Below are 13,278 nucleotides of genomic sequence, written 5' to 3'. Positions count from 1 at the left end.
CGGGCCGCAGGACCCCGGAACCGCAAGGTTCCGGGGTTTTTTCTGGGCCGGCCTGCCGGTCGCAGCCCGTTGCGTGAACGAGACGTGATCATCCCGGCCCGACGCCGTGCCTCCCTCGGCTTGGCAAGCCAGGGCGGGACCATTACCTTGCCGCCATGGCGAGGCCGTCCCCCCAATTGACGGCCCGCGCTTCGCGGCCGGCTTTCCCGCCAGGCCGCCGCCCCGGCGGCCGGCGTGTACCCCCATGCCGGCCACCGGGATGCCGCAGCCCCTCGCCGGCCCGGGGCGATACGCGGCCCCCTGGACAGGTCGCCCGCCCGGGGTTCTGCTGCGCCGCAAAGAGGAAGCCGTCGCATGAATGCCATCACCCAGCCGCGCCCCCGGCCGCTGCGCATCGCCATTGCCGGGCTCGGCGCGGTCGGGCTGCGGGTCGCCCAGGCGCTGGATGCCGGCATTCCCGGCTGCGAGCTGGTCGCCGTCGCCGCGCGTGACCGCCCCGCCGCCGCCCGCCGCCTGCAGGGGCTGCGCTACCCGGTGCCCGTGCTCGAGCTCGGCGACCTCGAGCCGCAGGCCGACCTGGTGGTGGAATGCGCCCCCGCGGCGCTGCTGGCGCGGATCGCCACGCCGGTGCTGCAGCATGGCAAGAAGCTGATGGTGCTCTCCGCCGGGGCGCTGCTGTCGGAGCCGCAGCTGGTCGAGCTGGCCCGCCAGCACCATGGCCAGATCATCGTGCCGACCGGCGCCCTGCTCGGCCTCGACGCCGTCGCGGCGGCGGCCGAGGGGGAGATCCATGCCGTCCGCATGGTCACCCGCAAGCCGGTCAAGGGCCTGCTCGGCGCACCCTACCTGGCGGAGCAGGGCATCGATATCGCCGCCCTGACCGCGCCGCTGCGCCTCTTCGAGGGCAGCGCGCGCGAGGCCGCGCGCGGCTTCCCGGCCAATCTGAACGTCGCGGTGGCGCTGTCCCTCGCCGGCATCGGACCGGACCGGACGCGGCTGGAAATCTGGGCGGATCCGGACCTCACCCTCAACACCCATTCGATCACGGTCGAGGCGGATTCGGCCCGCTTCTCGATGACCATCGAGAACGTGCCGTCAGACAATCCGCGGACCGGGAAGATCACGGCGCTGTCGGTGATCGCGGCGCTGCGGAAACTGTCCGCGCCGCTCCGGGTGGGGACCTGACAGCAGGCAAGGCCAGGGGAAGGAATTCCCCTGGACCCCTTCTTTTTTCTGACTCTTGACCAGGCTCTGGCGCGGGGGGAACGTCCCGGCCCTTTCGCCGCCCCGAGGTAGCCATGACCCTTCCCGCCGACCCCGCGCTCCGCGCCCTGCTCGCCGCCACCGAGGGCGGCGACACCGCGGCCGAGGCCCGCGCCATGCTGGACAGCCCGGCCTTCCAGCGCGCCGCCGCTGCCCTCGAGGCCGACCACGAGAATTTCGTCGAGCAGCTGATCACCCTCTGCCAGATCCCCTCCCCCCCCTTCGGCGAGGCGGTCCGCGCGGCCGCCTATGCCGACCTGCTGCGCCAGCACGGCGTCGAGCAGGTCGAGACGGATGCGGAGGGCAATGTCACGGCCTACCGCCCCGGCACCGACCCCGAGGCGGGAGTCATCGTGCTCTGCTCGCATCTCGACACGGTCTTCCCGGCCGGCACCGATGTCACGGTGAAGCGCGAGGGCGACATCCTGCGCGCCCCCGGCGTCGGCGACGACACCCGCGGCCTGGCCCTGCTGCTGGCGCTGTCGCGCGCCCTCGACAAGGCGGAGATCCGCACCCGCGCCGGCATCCTGTTCCTGGCCTCGGTCGGCGAGGAAGGAGCCGGCGATCTGCGCGGCGTGAAGTATTTCTTCCGCGCCAACCGCTGGCGCGACAAGGTCGCCGGCTTCGTGGCGCTGGACGGGCTGAACCCGGCGCGGCTGGTGCATGCCGCCGTCGGCTCGAAGCGCTACCGCGTCACCTTCCGCGGCCCGGGCGGCCATTCCTTCGGCGCCTTCGGCCTGGTCAACCCGGCCTTCGCGCTCGCCCGCGCCATGGACGATCTCGGCCGCATCCGCGTCCCCGCCTCGCCCAAGACCACCTTCTCGATCGGCAAGATCGGCGGCGGCACGTCGATCAATGCCATCCCGGAGACCATGTGGATGGAAGTCGACCTGCGCTCGGCCTCGGCCGAGGTGCTGGCGACGCTGGAGGCCCGCTTCCTGGCAACCCTGCCCCAGGCGGCGGCGGACGAGAACGCCGCCCGCGACACCTCGCGTGGCGAGATCACCGTCGAGTTGAAGCAGATCGGCGACCGCCCGGCCGGGGTGACGCCGAAGGAGTCGCGCATCGCCCGCGTCGCCGCGTCGGTGATCCAGGCCCAGGGCTATACGCTGGAGACGGCGGCCTCCTCCACCGACAGCAACATCCCGATCAGCCTGGGGCTGCCGGCGGTGACGCTGGGCACCGGCTGCGCGGGCGGCCGCGAGCATTCGCTGGAAGAGTGGATCGACGTCGAGAAGACCCAGAGCGTGAAGGGCATGTCGACGGCGCTGGCCTCGATCCTGGTGCTGGCGGGCGTGTCCAGCAACTGACGGGTCACATCAGGCGCGGCGGGCTTCCTGCCGCGCCATCCAGGTGGCCGAGCCGAAGATCACCGCGGCACCGGCGAAGGTGGTCCAGCCGGGGATGTCGCCGAACAGCAGGAAGCCCAGCATCGCCGCCCAGGCGAGGTCGAGGAACTTCACCGGCTGGGTGGCCGAGACATCGGCGAGGCGGAAGGCCTCGGTCAGCGCCCAGTGCCCGCCCGAGCCGAGCAGCCCGGCTACCGCGAACCAGGCCAGCTGGGTCGGGCTCGGCCAGGCCCAGAAGGCCAGGGCGAAGGGCAGCGTGAAGAGCGAGATGGTGATCGCCTGCCACATGACGATCACCTCCGGCCGGTCGCGCCGGGTCAGCGCCTTGGTGATCAGGAAGGAGGCGGCGAACAGCGGCGAGGAGCCCAGCATCACCAGGGTCCAGATGCCGCCACCCCCCGAGAGCTTCGGCCCCAGCACGATGGCGACGCCGACCAGGCCGAAGCCGGCGGCGATCCAGCGGCCCAGCACCACCTTCTCCTTCAGGAAGACCACGGCGCCGATCATGATGAAGATCGGCCCGGTGAAGCCCAGCGCCGTGACATCGGCCAGTGGGATATGCGGCAGCGCCAGGAACCACATCAGCAGCCCGGCGGTGTGCACCACGCCGCGCCACAGCTGCCCCGAGACGCCCTTCGGCGCGTAGCTGGCGACGCCGTCGCGCCAGAACAGCGGCACCATCACCAGGAAGCCGAAGAAGTAGCGCAGGAACTGCGCCTGGAAGGAATGCATCTCCCGCGTCATGCCGCTCATGATGGCGTTGAGCAGGCTGAACAGCAGGCCCGACAGCGCCATCCAGACCATCCCGCGCAGCACGGGCGAGAGGTCACGCCAGCCACGCCGCGCCGTGGCCGCGGGCGGGCGGAGGATATTCTGCGACATTCGACGCGGGCTTTCGGGGAGGCTGCGGAACACCCGCAGCATGACGCCGGTGAAATGAAGGAAGCAAGGGCGGGGTGGCGAATTTCTCCGCGATGATGGCCCCGCCCCTGCGGATCGCGGCGCGGGTCGGTCAGGCGGCCGGCGGATAGGCGATGCCGACCACCTCGATCTCCTCGACGCCGCCCGGGGTGCGCACGCGGATCAGATCGCCGACGCGCGCCTTCAGCAGCGCGCGCGCCATCGGCGACACCCAGCTGATATGGCCGCGCTCCAGGTCGGTCTCGTCGACGCCGACGATGGTGATGGTGACCTCGCTGTCATCCTCGCGGGCGTAGGTCACCGTGGCGCCGAAGAAGACCTGGTCGCGCCGCGGCTGCGCCGCCGGGTCGACCACCTGCACCCGTTCCAGCCGCTTGCGCAGGAAGCGCACCCGGCGGTCGATCTCGCGCAGCCGCTTCTTGCCGTACTGGTAGTCGGCATTCTCGCTGCGGTCGCCGAGGCTGGCCGCCCAGGAGACGATCTCCACCACCTTCGGCCGCTCCTGGCTCCACAGCCGGGTCAGCTCCGCCTGCAGGCCGGCATGGCCGGCGGGCGTCATGTAGAAGGGCGTGCCGGGCGGCAGGCCGGGGGGGGCATCTTCCCCCTCGTCATCATCGTCAGCAGCCAAGAGGGCATCTCCCGCAAAAGTCCGAGGCCGGGCGCGAGGAACGGCGTCACTCCGCGCCCATCAAACGCTTCTTTCGTGATAATATTTCGGTGTCGAATCGCTCTGAATCGAAAAAATCTCTCCCGTCGCGCGCAAAAGAACGCTTCTATTAACTCATGCCGCGCTTCACTGCTCCCCTTGGCCGAGGATGCGGGCTGGACACGCCGCGCTGCTGCCCCAGCGCTCCAGCTCCGCCACCAGGACCCAACCGGGCGCTGGCGGGAGGGCGGTAGATGGGAAACGTTCGGCAAACAATCAAAAAAACCGGAGGAAGGCGCCCGTGCAGCCTGCCGCCCCCAGGAGCCTGCCAGGGCGCCGCGCCCCGGCGTGCCCGGATGCCGCCGCGGCCCCCGCCCGGCCGCCCGGCCCGATGCGACAAGCCTTCACCCTGGCCGGCGGGTCGATGGCCTGGCTGGCCTTCGCCCTGCTGGCCGCCAGCTTCGCCTTCCTGGCATTCCGCCTCGCCCATAGCGAGGCCACCCTGCGGGAGATCCGGGCGCTCGACGAGGGATTGAAGGCGGAAGCGCTGCTCTCCGATCATCCCGCCCGGCTGGTCCGTGCCGAGGCGACCGCCGCCCTGGCCGTGCTGGAACGGCTGGCCGCCGATTATCCGGAATTCGCCCCGCCGCAGGCCCTGCTGCGGCTGCGCCTGGCCAACGGCCTCACCGCGGCGGAGAACGACGCGGCGCACCAGGCCCTGCATGGGGCCGCCAATGCCATGGAAGAAGCCTTGAAGGGCCGCGTCGCCCTGCTGCGCCAGCAGGACCTGACCCGGCAGCGCAACGGCCTGCTGGCCGCCCTGGGCAGCGCGGCGGCGGCGGCCATCCTGCTGGGCCTGACGCTGCGCCAGTCGCGGCGCGAGGCCCAGGCCCAGGCGCGGCGCGCCGCCGAGGCCCAGGCGCAGATCCGCGCCGTGGCCGAGGCGGTGCCAATCGGCATGGCGCTGCTCGACGGCAGCCTGGCCATCGCCGCCGGCAATGCCCGCTTCGCCCAGCTGGCCGGCATCCCCGAATCCGCGCTGTCCGGCCAGAGCCTGGCCCAGGCCCTGCCCTGGCTGCATGCGGCGATCGGGGCCGAGCTGCGCGCGGCCCTGGCGCAGGGCAGCGGCCTGGCGGGCCGGTCGGTGACCGCGCCGGGCGGCGACCGCCATTACCACCTGGCGGCCGAGCTGCTGCTGCCGCCCTCCGCGGCGGCCGCCGAACCGGTCCGCGGCGTGCCGCATCTCTGCCTGATCATCACCGATGTCACCGAGCGCGCCACCCAGGACGCCTGGCGCGACGAGCTGGTGGGCGAGCTGAACCACCGGGTGAAGAACACGCTGGCCACCGTGCAGTCGCTGGCCGCCCAGACGCTGCGCGGCGCGGCGCTCGACCCGCAGCGCTTCGCCGCCGATTTCTCGGCGCGTCTCGGCGCGCTGTCGCGCTCGCACGAGCTGCTGGCCTCGGTCGGCTGGTCGCAGGCGACGCTGTCGGCCGCCGTGCAGGCGGCGCTCGGCCCCTGGCAGGCCAGCGGAAGGCTGCGGATCGAGGGGCCGGAGGGGCTGCTGCTGCGCCCCGGCCAGGCCCAGGCCCTGGTCATCGCGCTCTCCGAGCTGGCCAGCAACGCCGCCCGGCACGGGGCGCTGGGCGGCGGCGGCCAGGTGACGCTGCGCTGGGACTGCCTGCCCGATGGCGCGCTGCGGCTCTCCTGGCGCGAACAGGGCGGCCCCCGCCTGGCCGGCCGGCCGCTGCGCCAGGGCTTCGGCCTGCGCTTCCTGGAGCGCGGCCTGGGCTATGACCTCGGCCCGGGCACCCAGGTGCGGCTCAGCTTCGAGGCCGAGGGCCTGGCCTGCGAGGTGCGCTTCCGCACCCAGGAAGCGCGCCACGGCCTGTCGGTCCGCGCCGCCTAGAGCGGATTGCCTGCGGAAGCACGCAGGCAATCCACGCCGGCTTCCTGTTCCAGGCTGTTCGGCGGTGCCGCCTCACGCCATCACGCTCTGGCCAAGGCCGGGGGCCGGTTCAGCCCCCCATTTCCTCGCGCAGCATCTCCAGCTCCAGCCAGCGCTCCTCCGCCTCCGCCAGGCCGGTCTCCGTCCGGGCCAGCAGCTCGCTGGCCTTGTCGAAACGCGCCTTGTCGCGGCTGTAGAGCCCGGGATCGGCCAGGATTTCCTTCAGCTTCGCGGCCTCGGCTTCCAGCTTGCGCATCTTCGCCGGCAGCGTCTCCAGCTCATGCTGGTCCTTGAACGACATTTTCTTCCGGGCCGCCGCCGCCGGTGCGGCGGCGACAGGCTTCGACTCCGCAGGCTTCGCGGCGGGGGCAGGCTGGGCATCGGCACGCGCCCGCACGCCATGGCCGCGCTGCGCCACCATGTCGGAATAGCCGCCGGCATAATCCTGCCAGCGCCCCTCGCCTTCCCAGGCGATGACATTGGTGGTCACCCGGTCGAGGAAGTCGCGGTCATGGCTGACCACGATGACCGTGCCGCCGTAATCGGCGATCTGCTCCTGCAGCAGGTCGAGCGTCTCGAGGTCCAGGTCGTTGGTCGGCTCGTCCAGCACCAGCAGGTTGGAGGCGGTGGCAAAGGCGCGCGCCAGCAGCAGGCGACCGCGCTCGCCCCCCGACAGCGCCGAGACCGGGGTGCGCGCCTGCTCGGGCAGGAAAAGAAAATCCTTCATGTAGCCGATGACGTGGCGCGGCTGGCCATTGACCCAGACCTGGTCGCCGCGCTGCCCGGTCAGCGTCGCCGAGACGGTCATCGAGGGATCCAGCGCTTCGCGCCGCTGGTCCAGCGTCACCATCTGCAGGTTGGTGCCGAGCTTGATCTCGCCGGAATCCGGCGCCAGCACGCCGGTCAGCATCGACAGCAGCGTGGTCTTGCCGGCGCCATTGGGCCCGACGATCCCGACCCGGTCGCCGCGCAGGATGCGGGTGGAGAAATCCTTCACCACGGCGCGCTCGCCGTAGAATTTCGAGATGCCCTCGGCCGAGACCACCTGGCTGCCGGAGCCCTCGCCCTCGGCGGCGGCCATCTTCACCCCGCCCTGGGCAGCGCGGCGGTCGCGGCGCTGCTGGCGGAGGCCGGCGAGCTCGGCGACGCGGCGGACATTGCGCTTGCGCCGGGCGGTGACGCCGTAGCGCATCCAGTCCTCTTCGCGGGCGATCTGCCGGTCGAGCTTGTGCGCCTCCTTCTCCTCCAGCTCCAGGACCTCGTCACGCCAGGTCTCAAAGTGGGAAAAACCGCGGGCCAGGCGGCGGGTGATGCCGCGGTCGAGCCAGACCATCTCCCGCGTCATGGTTTCGAGGAAGCGGCGGTCATGGCTGATCAGGACCAGGGCCGAGCGCATCGAGCCGATCTCCTGCTCCAGCCATTCGATGGCGGGCAGGTCGAGGTGGTTGGTCGGCTCGTCCAGCAGCAGGATGTCGGGGCTGGGGGCCAGCGCGCGGGCCAGCGCCGCCCGCCGCGCCTCGCCGCCCGAGAGGTTCTTCGGCAGTTCCTCGCCGGTGAGGCCGAGCTGCTCCAGCAGGTAATGCGCCCGGTATTCGTCGTCGCCCTCCCCCAGCCCGGCCATCACATAGGCCATGACATTGGCGTAGCCAGAGAGGTCGGGCTCCTGCTCCAGGTAGCGCAGCGTGGCGCCGGGCTGGACGAAGCGGCTGCCGGAATCGGGCTGCACCAGCCCGGCGGCGATCTTCAGCAGGGTCGACTTGCCGGAGCCGTTGCGGCCGATCAGCGCCACCCGCTCGCCGGGCGACACAGAGAGCGTGGAGCCCAGCAGCAGCGGCGTGGTGCCGAAGCCGAGGCGGGTGTCCTGGAGCAGCAGAAGCGGGGGAGCGGCCATGCGGCTCCGTGCCGCCCGGCGCCGGCCGCGTCAAGCATCGCCGCGTCACGCCCCGGGGAAAGTCCGGGAAAACCCGGCGAAAACCAGCCGGCAATCCCGCGCAAAGCGGTATTTTTCGCGTCCCCCACCATGGCCAGCCCGCCGCATCGGGGGCAAGACTGCCGGCAACGAGGATTCGAGAAGGAGCGGCCGGGTGGAAGAGGTGGAGTGCATCGTCATCGGCGCCGGCGTGGTCGGGCTGGCCGTGGCCCGCGAACTGGCGCTCGCCGGGCGCGAGGTGCTGGTGCTGGAGGCCGCCGAGGGCATCGGCACCGAGACCTCCTCGCGCAACAGCGAGGTGATCCATGCGGGGATCTATTACCCGAAGGACAGCCTGATGGCGCGCGCCTGCGTCGAGGGCAAGCACCTGCTCTACGCCTATTGCGCCGAGCGCGGCGTGCCGCATGCGCAATGCGGCAAGCTGATCGTGGCAACGGATGCCGAGGAGCGCGGCAAGCTGGCCTCGATCCAGGCCCGGGCGGCGGCCAATGGCGTGCCCGACCTGCGGCTGGTCGAGCCGGAGGAGGCGCTGGCGATGGAGCCGGCGCTGCACTGCACCGCCGCCCTGCTCTCCCCCTCCACCGGCATCATCGACAGCCATGCCTATATGCTGGCGCTGCAGGGCGATGCCGAGAATGCCGGCGCCACCTTCGTCTTCCACAGCCCCGTCCTCGGCGGCCGGCTGGTCGAGGAAGGCGCCGAGCTCGAGGTCGGCGGCGCCGAGCCGATGTCGCTGCGCTGCCGGCTGCTGGTCAATGCCGCCGGGCTGCACGCGCCGCGCCTGGCCGGCAAGCTGGCAGGCATGCCGGCCGCCCATGTGCCGCCGACCTATTATGCCAAGGGCAACTACTTCACCCTGGCCGGGCGCTCGCCTTTCTCGCGGCTGATCTATCCGGTGCCGGTGCCGGGCGGCCTCGGCACCCACCTGACCATCGATCTTGGCGGGCAGTGCCGCTTCGGCCCCGATGTCGAATGGATCGACAGCATCGACTACGAGGTCGATCCGCGGCGCGGCGACAGCTTCTATGCCGCCATCCGCCGCTACTGGCCCGGCCTGCCGGAAGGCGCGCTGCAGCCCGGCTATTCCGGCATCCGGCCGAAGATCGTCGCCCCCGGCCAGCCGGGGCAGGATTTCGTCATCCAGGGCACAGAGACGCATGGCCGCGCCGGGCTGATCAACCTCTTCGGCATCGAGAGCCCGGGGCTGACCGCCTCGCTCTCCCTCGCCCGACTCGTGCAGGGGCTGGCCGGCTGAGGGCGCCGCGCCACCCGGCCAAGCTTGCACAACGGTCTGGTTCGCGCTGTACAGCGGCCCGCGCCCCGGCGGCTCCCTCGCCGCCCGGGCGCGCCATTGGACGGGATCGGCCGACTTGATCGTGGAGCGCAGCGCCCTGCAGCCCGGACTGCAGGCCTTCGACGGCTATGAACTGGAATTCGCGCCCGCCGCCGAGGCGCCGGCCCGGCAGCTGGTCATCGCCGTCACCGGGCTGCGCCGCGCCGGAGAGCCGATCACCGCCTTCGACTTCCACGCCTCGCTGATGGCGCGGCCGGGGATTGACCGGCTGTTCCTGCGCGACCAGCGGCAGAGCTGGTACAATGCCGAGCCGGGCTGGGACGCCATGGCCGCCGCGCTGCGCCGGCAGGTCGCCGCCGGCGGCTATGAGCGGGCCACCGTGCTGGGCGTCAGCATGGGCGCCTTCGGGGCGCTGCTGGTCGGCGCCCTGCTGCCCGAGGCGCGGGTCATGGCGCTCTGCCCGCCGGTCTCGGTCGATCTCGCCAGGCGTGGCCCGGCGATCATCCGCTACCAGCGCTGGTTCGAGGAGGAGCAGCCGGTGCCGCGGCCGGATGCGGTGATGACCGGCGATCCGCGGCGCTTCCTCTGCCTGTTCGGCGATCTCGACGTGATCGACGTCGCCAATGCCGAGGCCTTCAAGGCCGAGGGCTGGCCACAGGTCTTCATCTGCCCGGATGGCGGGCATGAGCTCGGCGCCTTCCTGAAGCAGGCGGGGCGCTTCAACCGGGTGCTCGACCGGCTGCTGGAGGGCGCGCCGCTGACCGCGGTGGCCGCCGCCGCCGGCGCCTACCTGGCCTTCAGCCATTGCCAGGCCTTCAGCATGCTGGCGGCGCGGCGCCACCTCTATGCCGGCGAGCGCGAGGCGGCCGACCGCTTCCTGCACTATGCCCGCCAGGCGCCGATCGCGCCGCCGCCGCGCAGCCTGACCCTGCTCGGCCGGCTGCGCGAGGGGCTGGCGCCGCTCGGGCGCGACACGCTGGACCACCTGCTGGCCGCGCCGAACCAGAGCGTGCCGATGGCCAGCCCCGAAGGCTGGGAGGCGACGCTGCTGGGGGCCGAGGCGCGCGCCGTGGGCAATGCCGTGCAGGCCGGGCCGCTCGCCCTGCTGCGCCTGCGCCCGACGACGCCGCCCGAGGGCGGGGTGGAGGCCATCGGCCGGCTGCGGCTGCGGCTGCGTTTCGCCCTGCCGCCTGCCGGCAGCGTGGTGGCGGCGCCGGAGGAACAGGCGATCGGCGCCTATGCGCCCGAGCCGGGCCGCAAGCCGCGCCTGCTGGCCCGCGCCGGGGATCCGGCGGCGCCGCTGCTGGTCGATGTCCCCTTCCGCCAGGGCGAGGCGCAGCTGCTGCTGCATCGCCCCAGCTTCTACTCGCTGTTCGACGCCGGGGCCGGCGCACTGCGCAGCCCCTGGTCGATGCGGCTCTACAAGCTGACGCTGAAGCCGCTGCCGCCCCGCAAGCCCGCCTGAGCCAGGCGGGCGGCGGGAGGGCGGCGGCCCGCCCCGGTCAAGGCTGGACCGGAAGGCTGTCGCTGACCGGCTGCTGGGTATTCAGGTCGCCGGTGCCGAACCAGCGCGTGCGCACCGTCCGGTAATAGGCTTCCATATCATACTGCGCGACCGGCAGCGCCAGGTCCCGCGCGGTCAGCCGCCCGACCGAGCCGGCCAGGTTGTAGCTGGCGGTCACCACATTGGCGAGCGCCTGCACCAGGCTGACGCGGGCGTTCAGCAGCTCCTGCTCGGCGTTCAGCACGTCGAGCGTGGTGCGGCTGCCGACCACCGCCTCGCGCTGCACGCCGTCCAGCGCGATCTCGGCGGCGCGGATCTGCGCCCGCACGCTGTCGACCTGGGCGCGGGCCGATTGCAGCGTCTCCCAGGCCTGGGTCGCCTGCTGCATCACCTGGCGGCGGTTGTCGTCCACCACCTGGCGGTAGCGCTGCGCATCCTGCCGCGCCTGGCGCACCGCCGAATGCTCGGCGCCGCCCTGGTAGAGCGGCACGGAGAGGTTGGCGGTGATCTGCTCGCCGGTGCCGCGGGTGTGCGGGGTATTGGCGTTGTCGCTGCGGAAGGCCTGGGCCTGGACGTTCACCGAGGGCAGCAGGGCGGACATCTGCACGTCGACGGCGTCGCGCGCCGCGGCCTCGTCGAACAGCGCGGCGACCACCGCCGGGTTGTTGCGCATGGCGAGCTCGGCTGCCTCGCGCCCGTCCTTCACCGGCATGCCCAGCGGCTGCGGCGCGGTCAGCCGCTCCGGCGACAGGCCGGTGGTGCGGCGGAAGGTGGCGCGGCTGGTCTGCAGATTGCCCTCGGCGCTGGCGCGCTGGGCGCGGGCGCCGGCCAGCCGGCTCTCCGCCTGGGCGACGTCGGTGCGGGTGATCTCGCCGACCCTGAAGCGCTCGTTGGTGGCGTCGAGCTGGCGCTGCAGCACCTGGACGTTGTTGACGTTGAGCCGCAGCGTCTCCTGGTCGCGGATCACCGCGACATAGGCGGCGACGGTGTCGGACAGCACCTGCTGCTCGGCCGACAGCAGCCGGGCGCGCTGCGCCAGCACCTGGTTCTCGGCCCGCTGGGTCGAGGCCACGGTGCGGCCGCCATTGTAGAGCTGCTGCGTCACCGTCGCGCTGACGCCGGCGGTCTGCCGGTCGGCATCGGCATAGATGCCGCGCGAGCGGGTGGTGCCGTTCACATAGCCGGCGTTGCCGGCGATGGTGACGCTGGGCCGCCAGCCGGCCAGCGCCTGCGGCACGTTCTCGTCCACCACGCGCAGCTGCGCGCGCGCCGTCTGCAGCGTCGGGTTGTTCGCATAGGCCTGGCTCAGCGCCTCCTGCAGGGACTGGGCCCAGCCGGCGGCCGGCGCCAGGGCGACAGGGACCAGCACGGTCGCGGCCAGCAGCGCCTGACGGATACGCAAGGGATTCATCGACCGCGGTCTTTCAGCGAGGAGGGTGGCAGCGGAAAAGCGGGATCACTTGCCCGGGACGCCGAGCGGGGCCGGCGCGGCCGCCGAGGGGGTCAGCCCGTCCGCCCAGATATTGCCGGGCTCCGGCCGCAGCGGCTCGCCCAGGGCGGGCCTGCCGCGGAGCGTCTCCACCGTGCTGCCCGAGGGAAGGCCGGGCACATCGGCGGTGCGGGCGGCGGAGGAGCCGGCCGGCGCGGCGCCGGCGCAGCCGGCCAGCAGCGCCGGCAGCAGCAGCAGCGCCGGCACAAGCCGGCCAGTGCGGGAGGTCAGCGGGACAGGCGCCGCAGGAGGCGCCGGAAGCGAAAGACGCATGCGGGATGGATCCTCAGCAGAAGGGAGCTGTGCCGGGCTTGGCGACGGCGCAGGACAGGAAGCCGCGCACCGCGCTGCTCACCTCGCCCGACAGGGTGAAATCGGCCTCCCCGCGCAGCCATTCGTAGAGGAAGCCGCTGATCAGGGCGTGCAGGAACAGCGCCGCGCGCTCCGGCGTCCAGGCGCTCGACATCTCGCCCAGATCGGCGGCGATCTGGAACTGGTCGCGCAGCTTGGCGCGGACCTGCTGGTCGGCCTCGCGCCGGCGCTGCAGCGCGGGCGCCATCTCGGCCACATACTCGCAGCGCTGCAGCATGATGGTCAGCAGCCGGCGGCGGCGCGGATTCTGTTCGAGGTCGACCATGGCGCCGGTGATGGCCTCGGCCATGTGACGCAGCGGTGAATTCGTGGTGCCGCCGCAGAGCAGCCGCCGCTTCAGCTCGTCCTGCAGCAGCACCAGCCGCTCGTCGAGGGCGAGGAACAGGCCGAGCTTATCACGGAAATGCCAGTGCACCGCCCCCCTGGTGCAGCCGGCGACGCGCGCCACCTCATCCAGCGAAGCCCGGGCGACGCCACGCTCAAGGAAGACCTCCTCCGCCGCGTCGAGGAGCGCCTCACGCGTTTCATCGGCTTCCTGCTTGGTGCGACGCGCCATTTCCAC

Annotated in this window: 11 protein-coding genes; 5 read left to right on the top strand and 6 right to left on the bottom strand. The window is 72.4% G+C overall.

The features are described 5' to 3' along the window. Nucleotides 1–354 precede the first annotated feature (354 nt). Together WFI16_RS04980 and WFI16_RS04975 are read left to right on the top strand one after the other, a co-directional pair. Nucleotides 355–1,185, top strand: a complete 831-nt coding sequence (locus WFI16_RS04980) for an aspartate dehydrogenase (protein ID WP_419896684.1) — start codon at nucleotides 355–357, stop codon at nucleotides 1,183–1,185. Nucleotides 1,186–1,298: 113 nt separating this feature from the next. Further along, on the top strand, nucleotides 1,299–2,573 hold the full coding sequence (locus WFI16_RS04975) for a M20/M25/M40 family metallo-hydrolase (protein ID WP_419896683.1): 1,275 nt from the start codon (nucleotides 1,299–1,301) through the stop codon (nucleotides 2,571–2,573). 9 nt (nucleotides 2,574–2,582) lie between these two features. Here WFI16_RS04975 and WFI16_RS04970 read toward each other — a convergent pair whose 3' ends face one another. Continuing rightward, complete coding sequence (locus WFI16_RS04970; RefSeq protein ID WP_419896682.1) at nucleotides 2,583–3,494, bottom strand: DMT family transporter; 912 nt, start codon at nucleotides 3,492–3,494, stop codon at nucleotides 2,583–2,585. A gap of 130 nt (nucleotides 3,495–3,624) precedes the next feature. After that, nucleotides 3,625–4,092, bottom strand: coding sequence for a transcription elongation factor GreB (gene greB, locus WFI16_RS04965; RefSeq protein ID WP_442970652.1), 468 nt, complete (start codon nucleotides 4,090–4,092; stop codon nucleotides 3,625–3,627). Between the two features lie 478 nt (nucleotides 4,093–4,570). Here greB and WFI16_RS04960 point away from each other — a divergent pair, with 478 nt between their 5' ends. Continuing rightward, on the top strand, nucleotides 4,571–6,088 hold the full coding sequence (locus tag WFI16_RS04960; protein WP_419896680.1) for a sensor histidine kinase: 1,518 nt from the start codon (nucleotides 4,571–4,573) through the stop codon (nucleotides 6,086–6,088). Nucleotides 6,089–6,197: 109 nt separating this feature from the next. On the opposite strand, the gene WFI16_RS04955 is transcribed toward WFI16_RS04960, so the two are convergent. Then, on the bottom strand, nucleotides 6,198–8,018 hold the full coding sequence (locus WFI16_RS04955) for an ABC-F family ATP-binding cassette domain-containing protein (RefSeq protein WP_419896679.1): 1,821 nt from the start codon (nucleotides 8,016–8,018) through the stop codon (nucleotides 6,198–6,200). 193 nt (nucleotides 8,019–8,211) lie between these two features. On the opposite strand from WFI16_RS04955, the gene WFI16_RS04950 reads away from it, so the two are divergent. Beyond that, nucleotides 8,212–9,312: an NAD(P)/FAD-dependent oxidoreductase gene (locus tag WFI16_RS04950; protein ID WP_419896678.1), complete on the top strand. Its 1,101-nt coding sequence runs from the start codon at nucleotides 8,212–8,214 to the stop codon at nucleotides 9,310–9,312. A gap of 115 nt (nucleotides 9,313–9,427) precedes the next feature. Continuing rightward, nucleotides 9,428–10,816: a hypothetical protein gene (locus WFI16_RS04945; RefSeq protein WP_419896677.1), complete on the top strand. Its 1,389-nt coding sequence runs from the start codon at nucleotides 9,428–9,430 to the stop codon at nucleotides 10,814–10,816. A 37-nt stretch (nucleotides 10,817–10,853) separates the two neighbouring features. Here WFI16_RS04945 and WFI16_RS04940 read toward each other — a convergent pair whose 3' ends face one another. The 3 genes from WFI16_RS04940 to WFI16_RS04930 are packed head-to-tail and all read right to left on the bottom strand — an operon-like array spanning nucleotide 10,854 to nucleotide 13,272. Further along, nucleotides 10,854–12,266, bottom strand: a complete 1,413-nt coding sequence (locus WFI16_RS04940) for a TolC family outer membrane protein (protein ID WP_419896676.1) — start codon at nucleotides 12,264–12,266, stop codon at nucleotides 10,854–10,856. Nucleotides 12,267–12,311: 45 nt separating this feature from the next. Then, the gene (locus WFI16_RS04935; RefSeq protein ID WP_419896675.1) at nucleotides 12,312–12,617 is read right to left on the bottom strand and encodes a hypothetical protein; all 306 of its coding nucleotides are present in this window, start codon (nucleotides 12,615–12,617) and stop codon (nucleotides 12,312–12,314) included. A gap of 13 nt (nucleotides 12,618–12,630) precedes the next feature. Further along, on the bottom strand, nucleotides 12,631–13,272 hold the full coding sequence (locus WFI16_RS04930; RefSeq protein WP_419896674.1) for a TetR family transcriptional regulator: 642 nt from the start codon (nucleotides 13,270–13,272) through the stop codon (nucleotides 12,631–12,633). Nucleotides 13,273–13,278: the final 6 nt, after the last annotated feature.

Origin of the sequence: Roseomonas sp. USHLN139 (assembly GCF_037145735.1) — a bacterium.
Taxonomy (GTDB): Bacteria; Pseudomonadota; Alphaproteobacteria; order Acetobacterales; family Acetobacteraceae; genus Pseudoroseomonas.
Note: the sequence above shows the minus strand (reverse complement) of the source record. Positions and strands in the feature narration are given on the sequence as shown.

What these genes read in the sequence shown, in the direction of transcription:
- WFI16_RS04980 (WP_419896684.1), top strand. Translation starts at nt 355, where the DNA reads ATGAATGCCATCACCCAGCCGCGCCCCCGGCCGCTGCGCATCGCCATT.
- WFI16_RS04975 (WP_419896683.1), top strand. Translation starts at nt 1,299, where the DNA reads ATGACCCTTCCCGCCGACCCCGCGCTCCGCGCCCTGCTCGCCGCCACC.
- WFI16_RS04970 (WP_419896682.1), bottom strand. Translation starts at nt 3,494, where the DNA reads ATGTCGCAGAATATCCTCCGCCCGCCCGCGGCCACGGCGCGGCGTGGC.
- greB (WP_442970652.1), bottom strand. Translation starts at nt 4,092, where the DNA reads ATGACGCCCGCCGGCCATGCCGGCCTGCAGGCGGAGCTGACCCGGCTG.
- WFI16_RS04960 (WP_419896680.1), top strand. Translation starts at nt 4,571, where the DNA reads ATGCGACAAGCCTTCACCCTGGCCGGCGGGTCGATGGCCTGGCTGGCC.
- WFI16_RS04955 (WP_419896679.1), bottom strand. Translation starts at nt 8,018, where the DNA reads ATGGCCGCTCCCCCGCTTCTGCTGCTCCAGGACACCCGCCTCGGCTTC.
- WFI16_RS04940 (WP_419896676.1), bottom strand. Translation starts at nt 12,266, where the DNA reads ATGAATCCCTTGCGTATCCGTCAGGCGCTGCTGGCCGCGACCGTGCTG.
- WFI16_RS04935 (WP_419896675.1), bottom strand. Translation starts at nt 12,617, where the DNA reads ATGCGTCTTTCGCTTCCGGCGCCTCCTGCGGCGCCTGTCCCGCTGACC.
- WFI16_RS04930 (WP_419896674.1), bottom strand. Translation starts at nt 13,272, where the DNA reads ATGGCGCGTCGCACCAAGCAGGAAGCCGATGAAACGCGTGAGGCGCTC.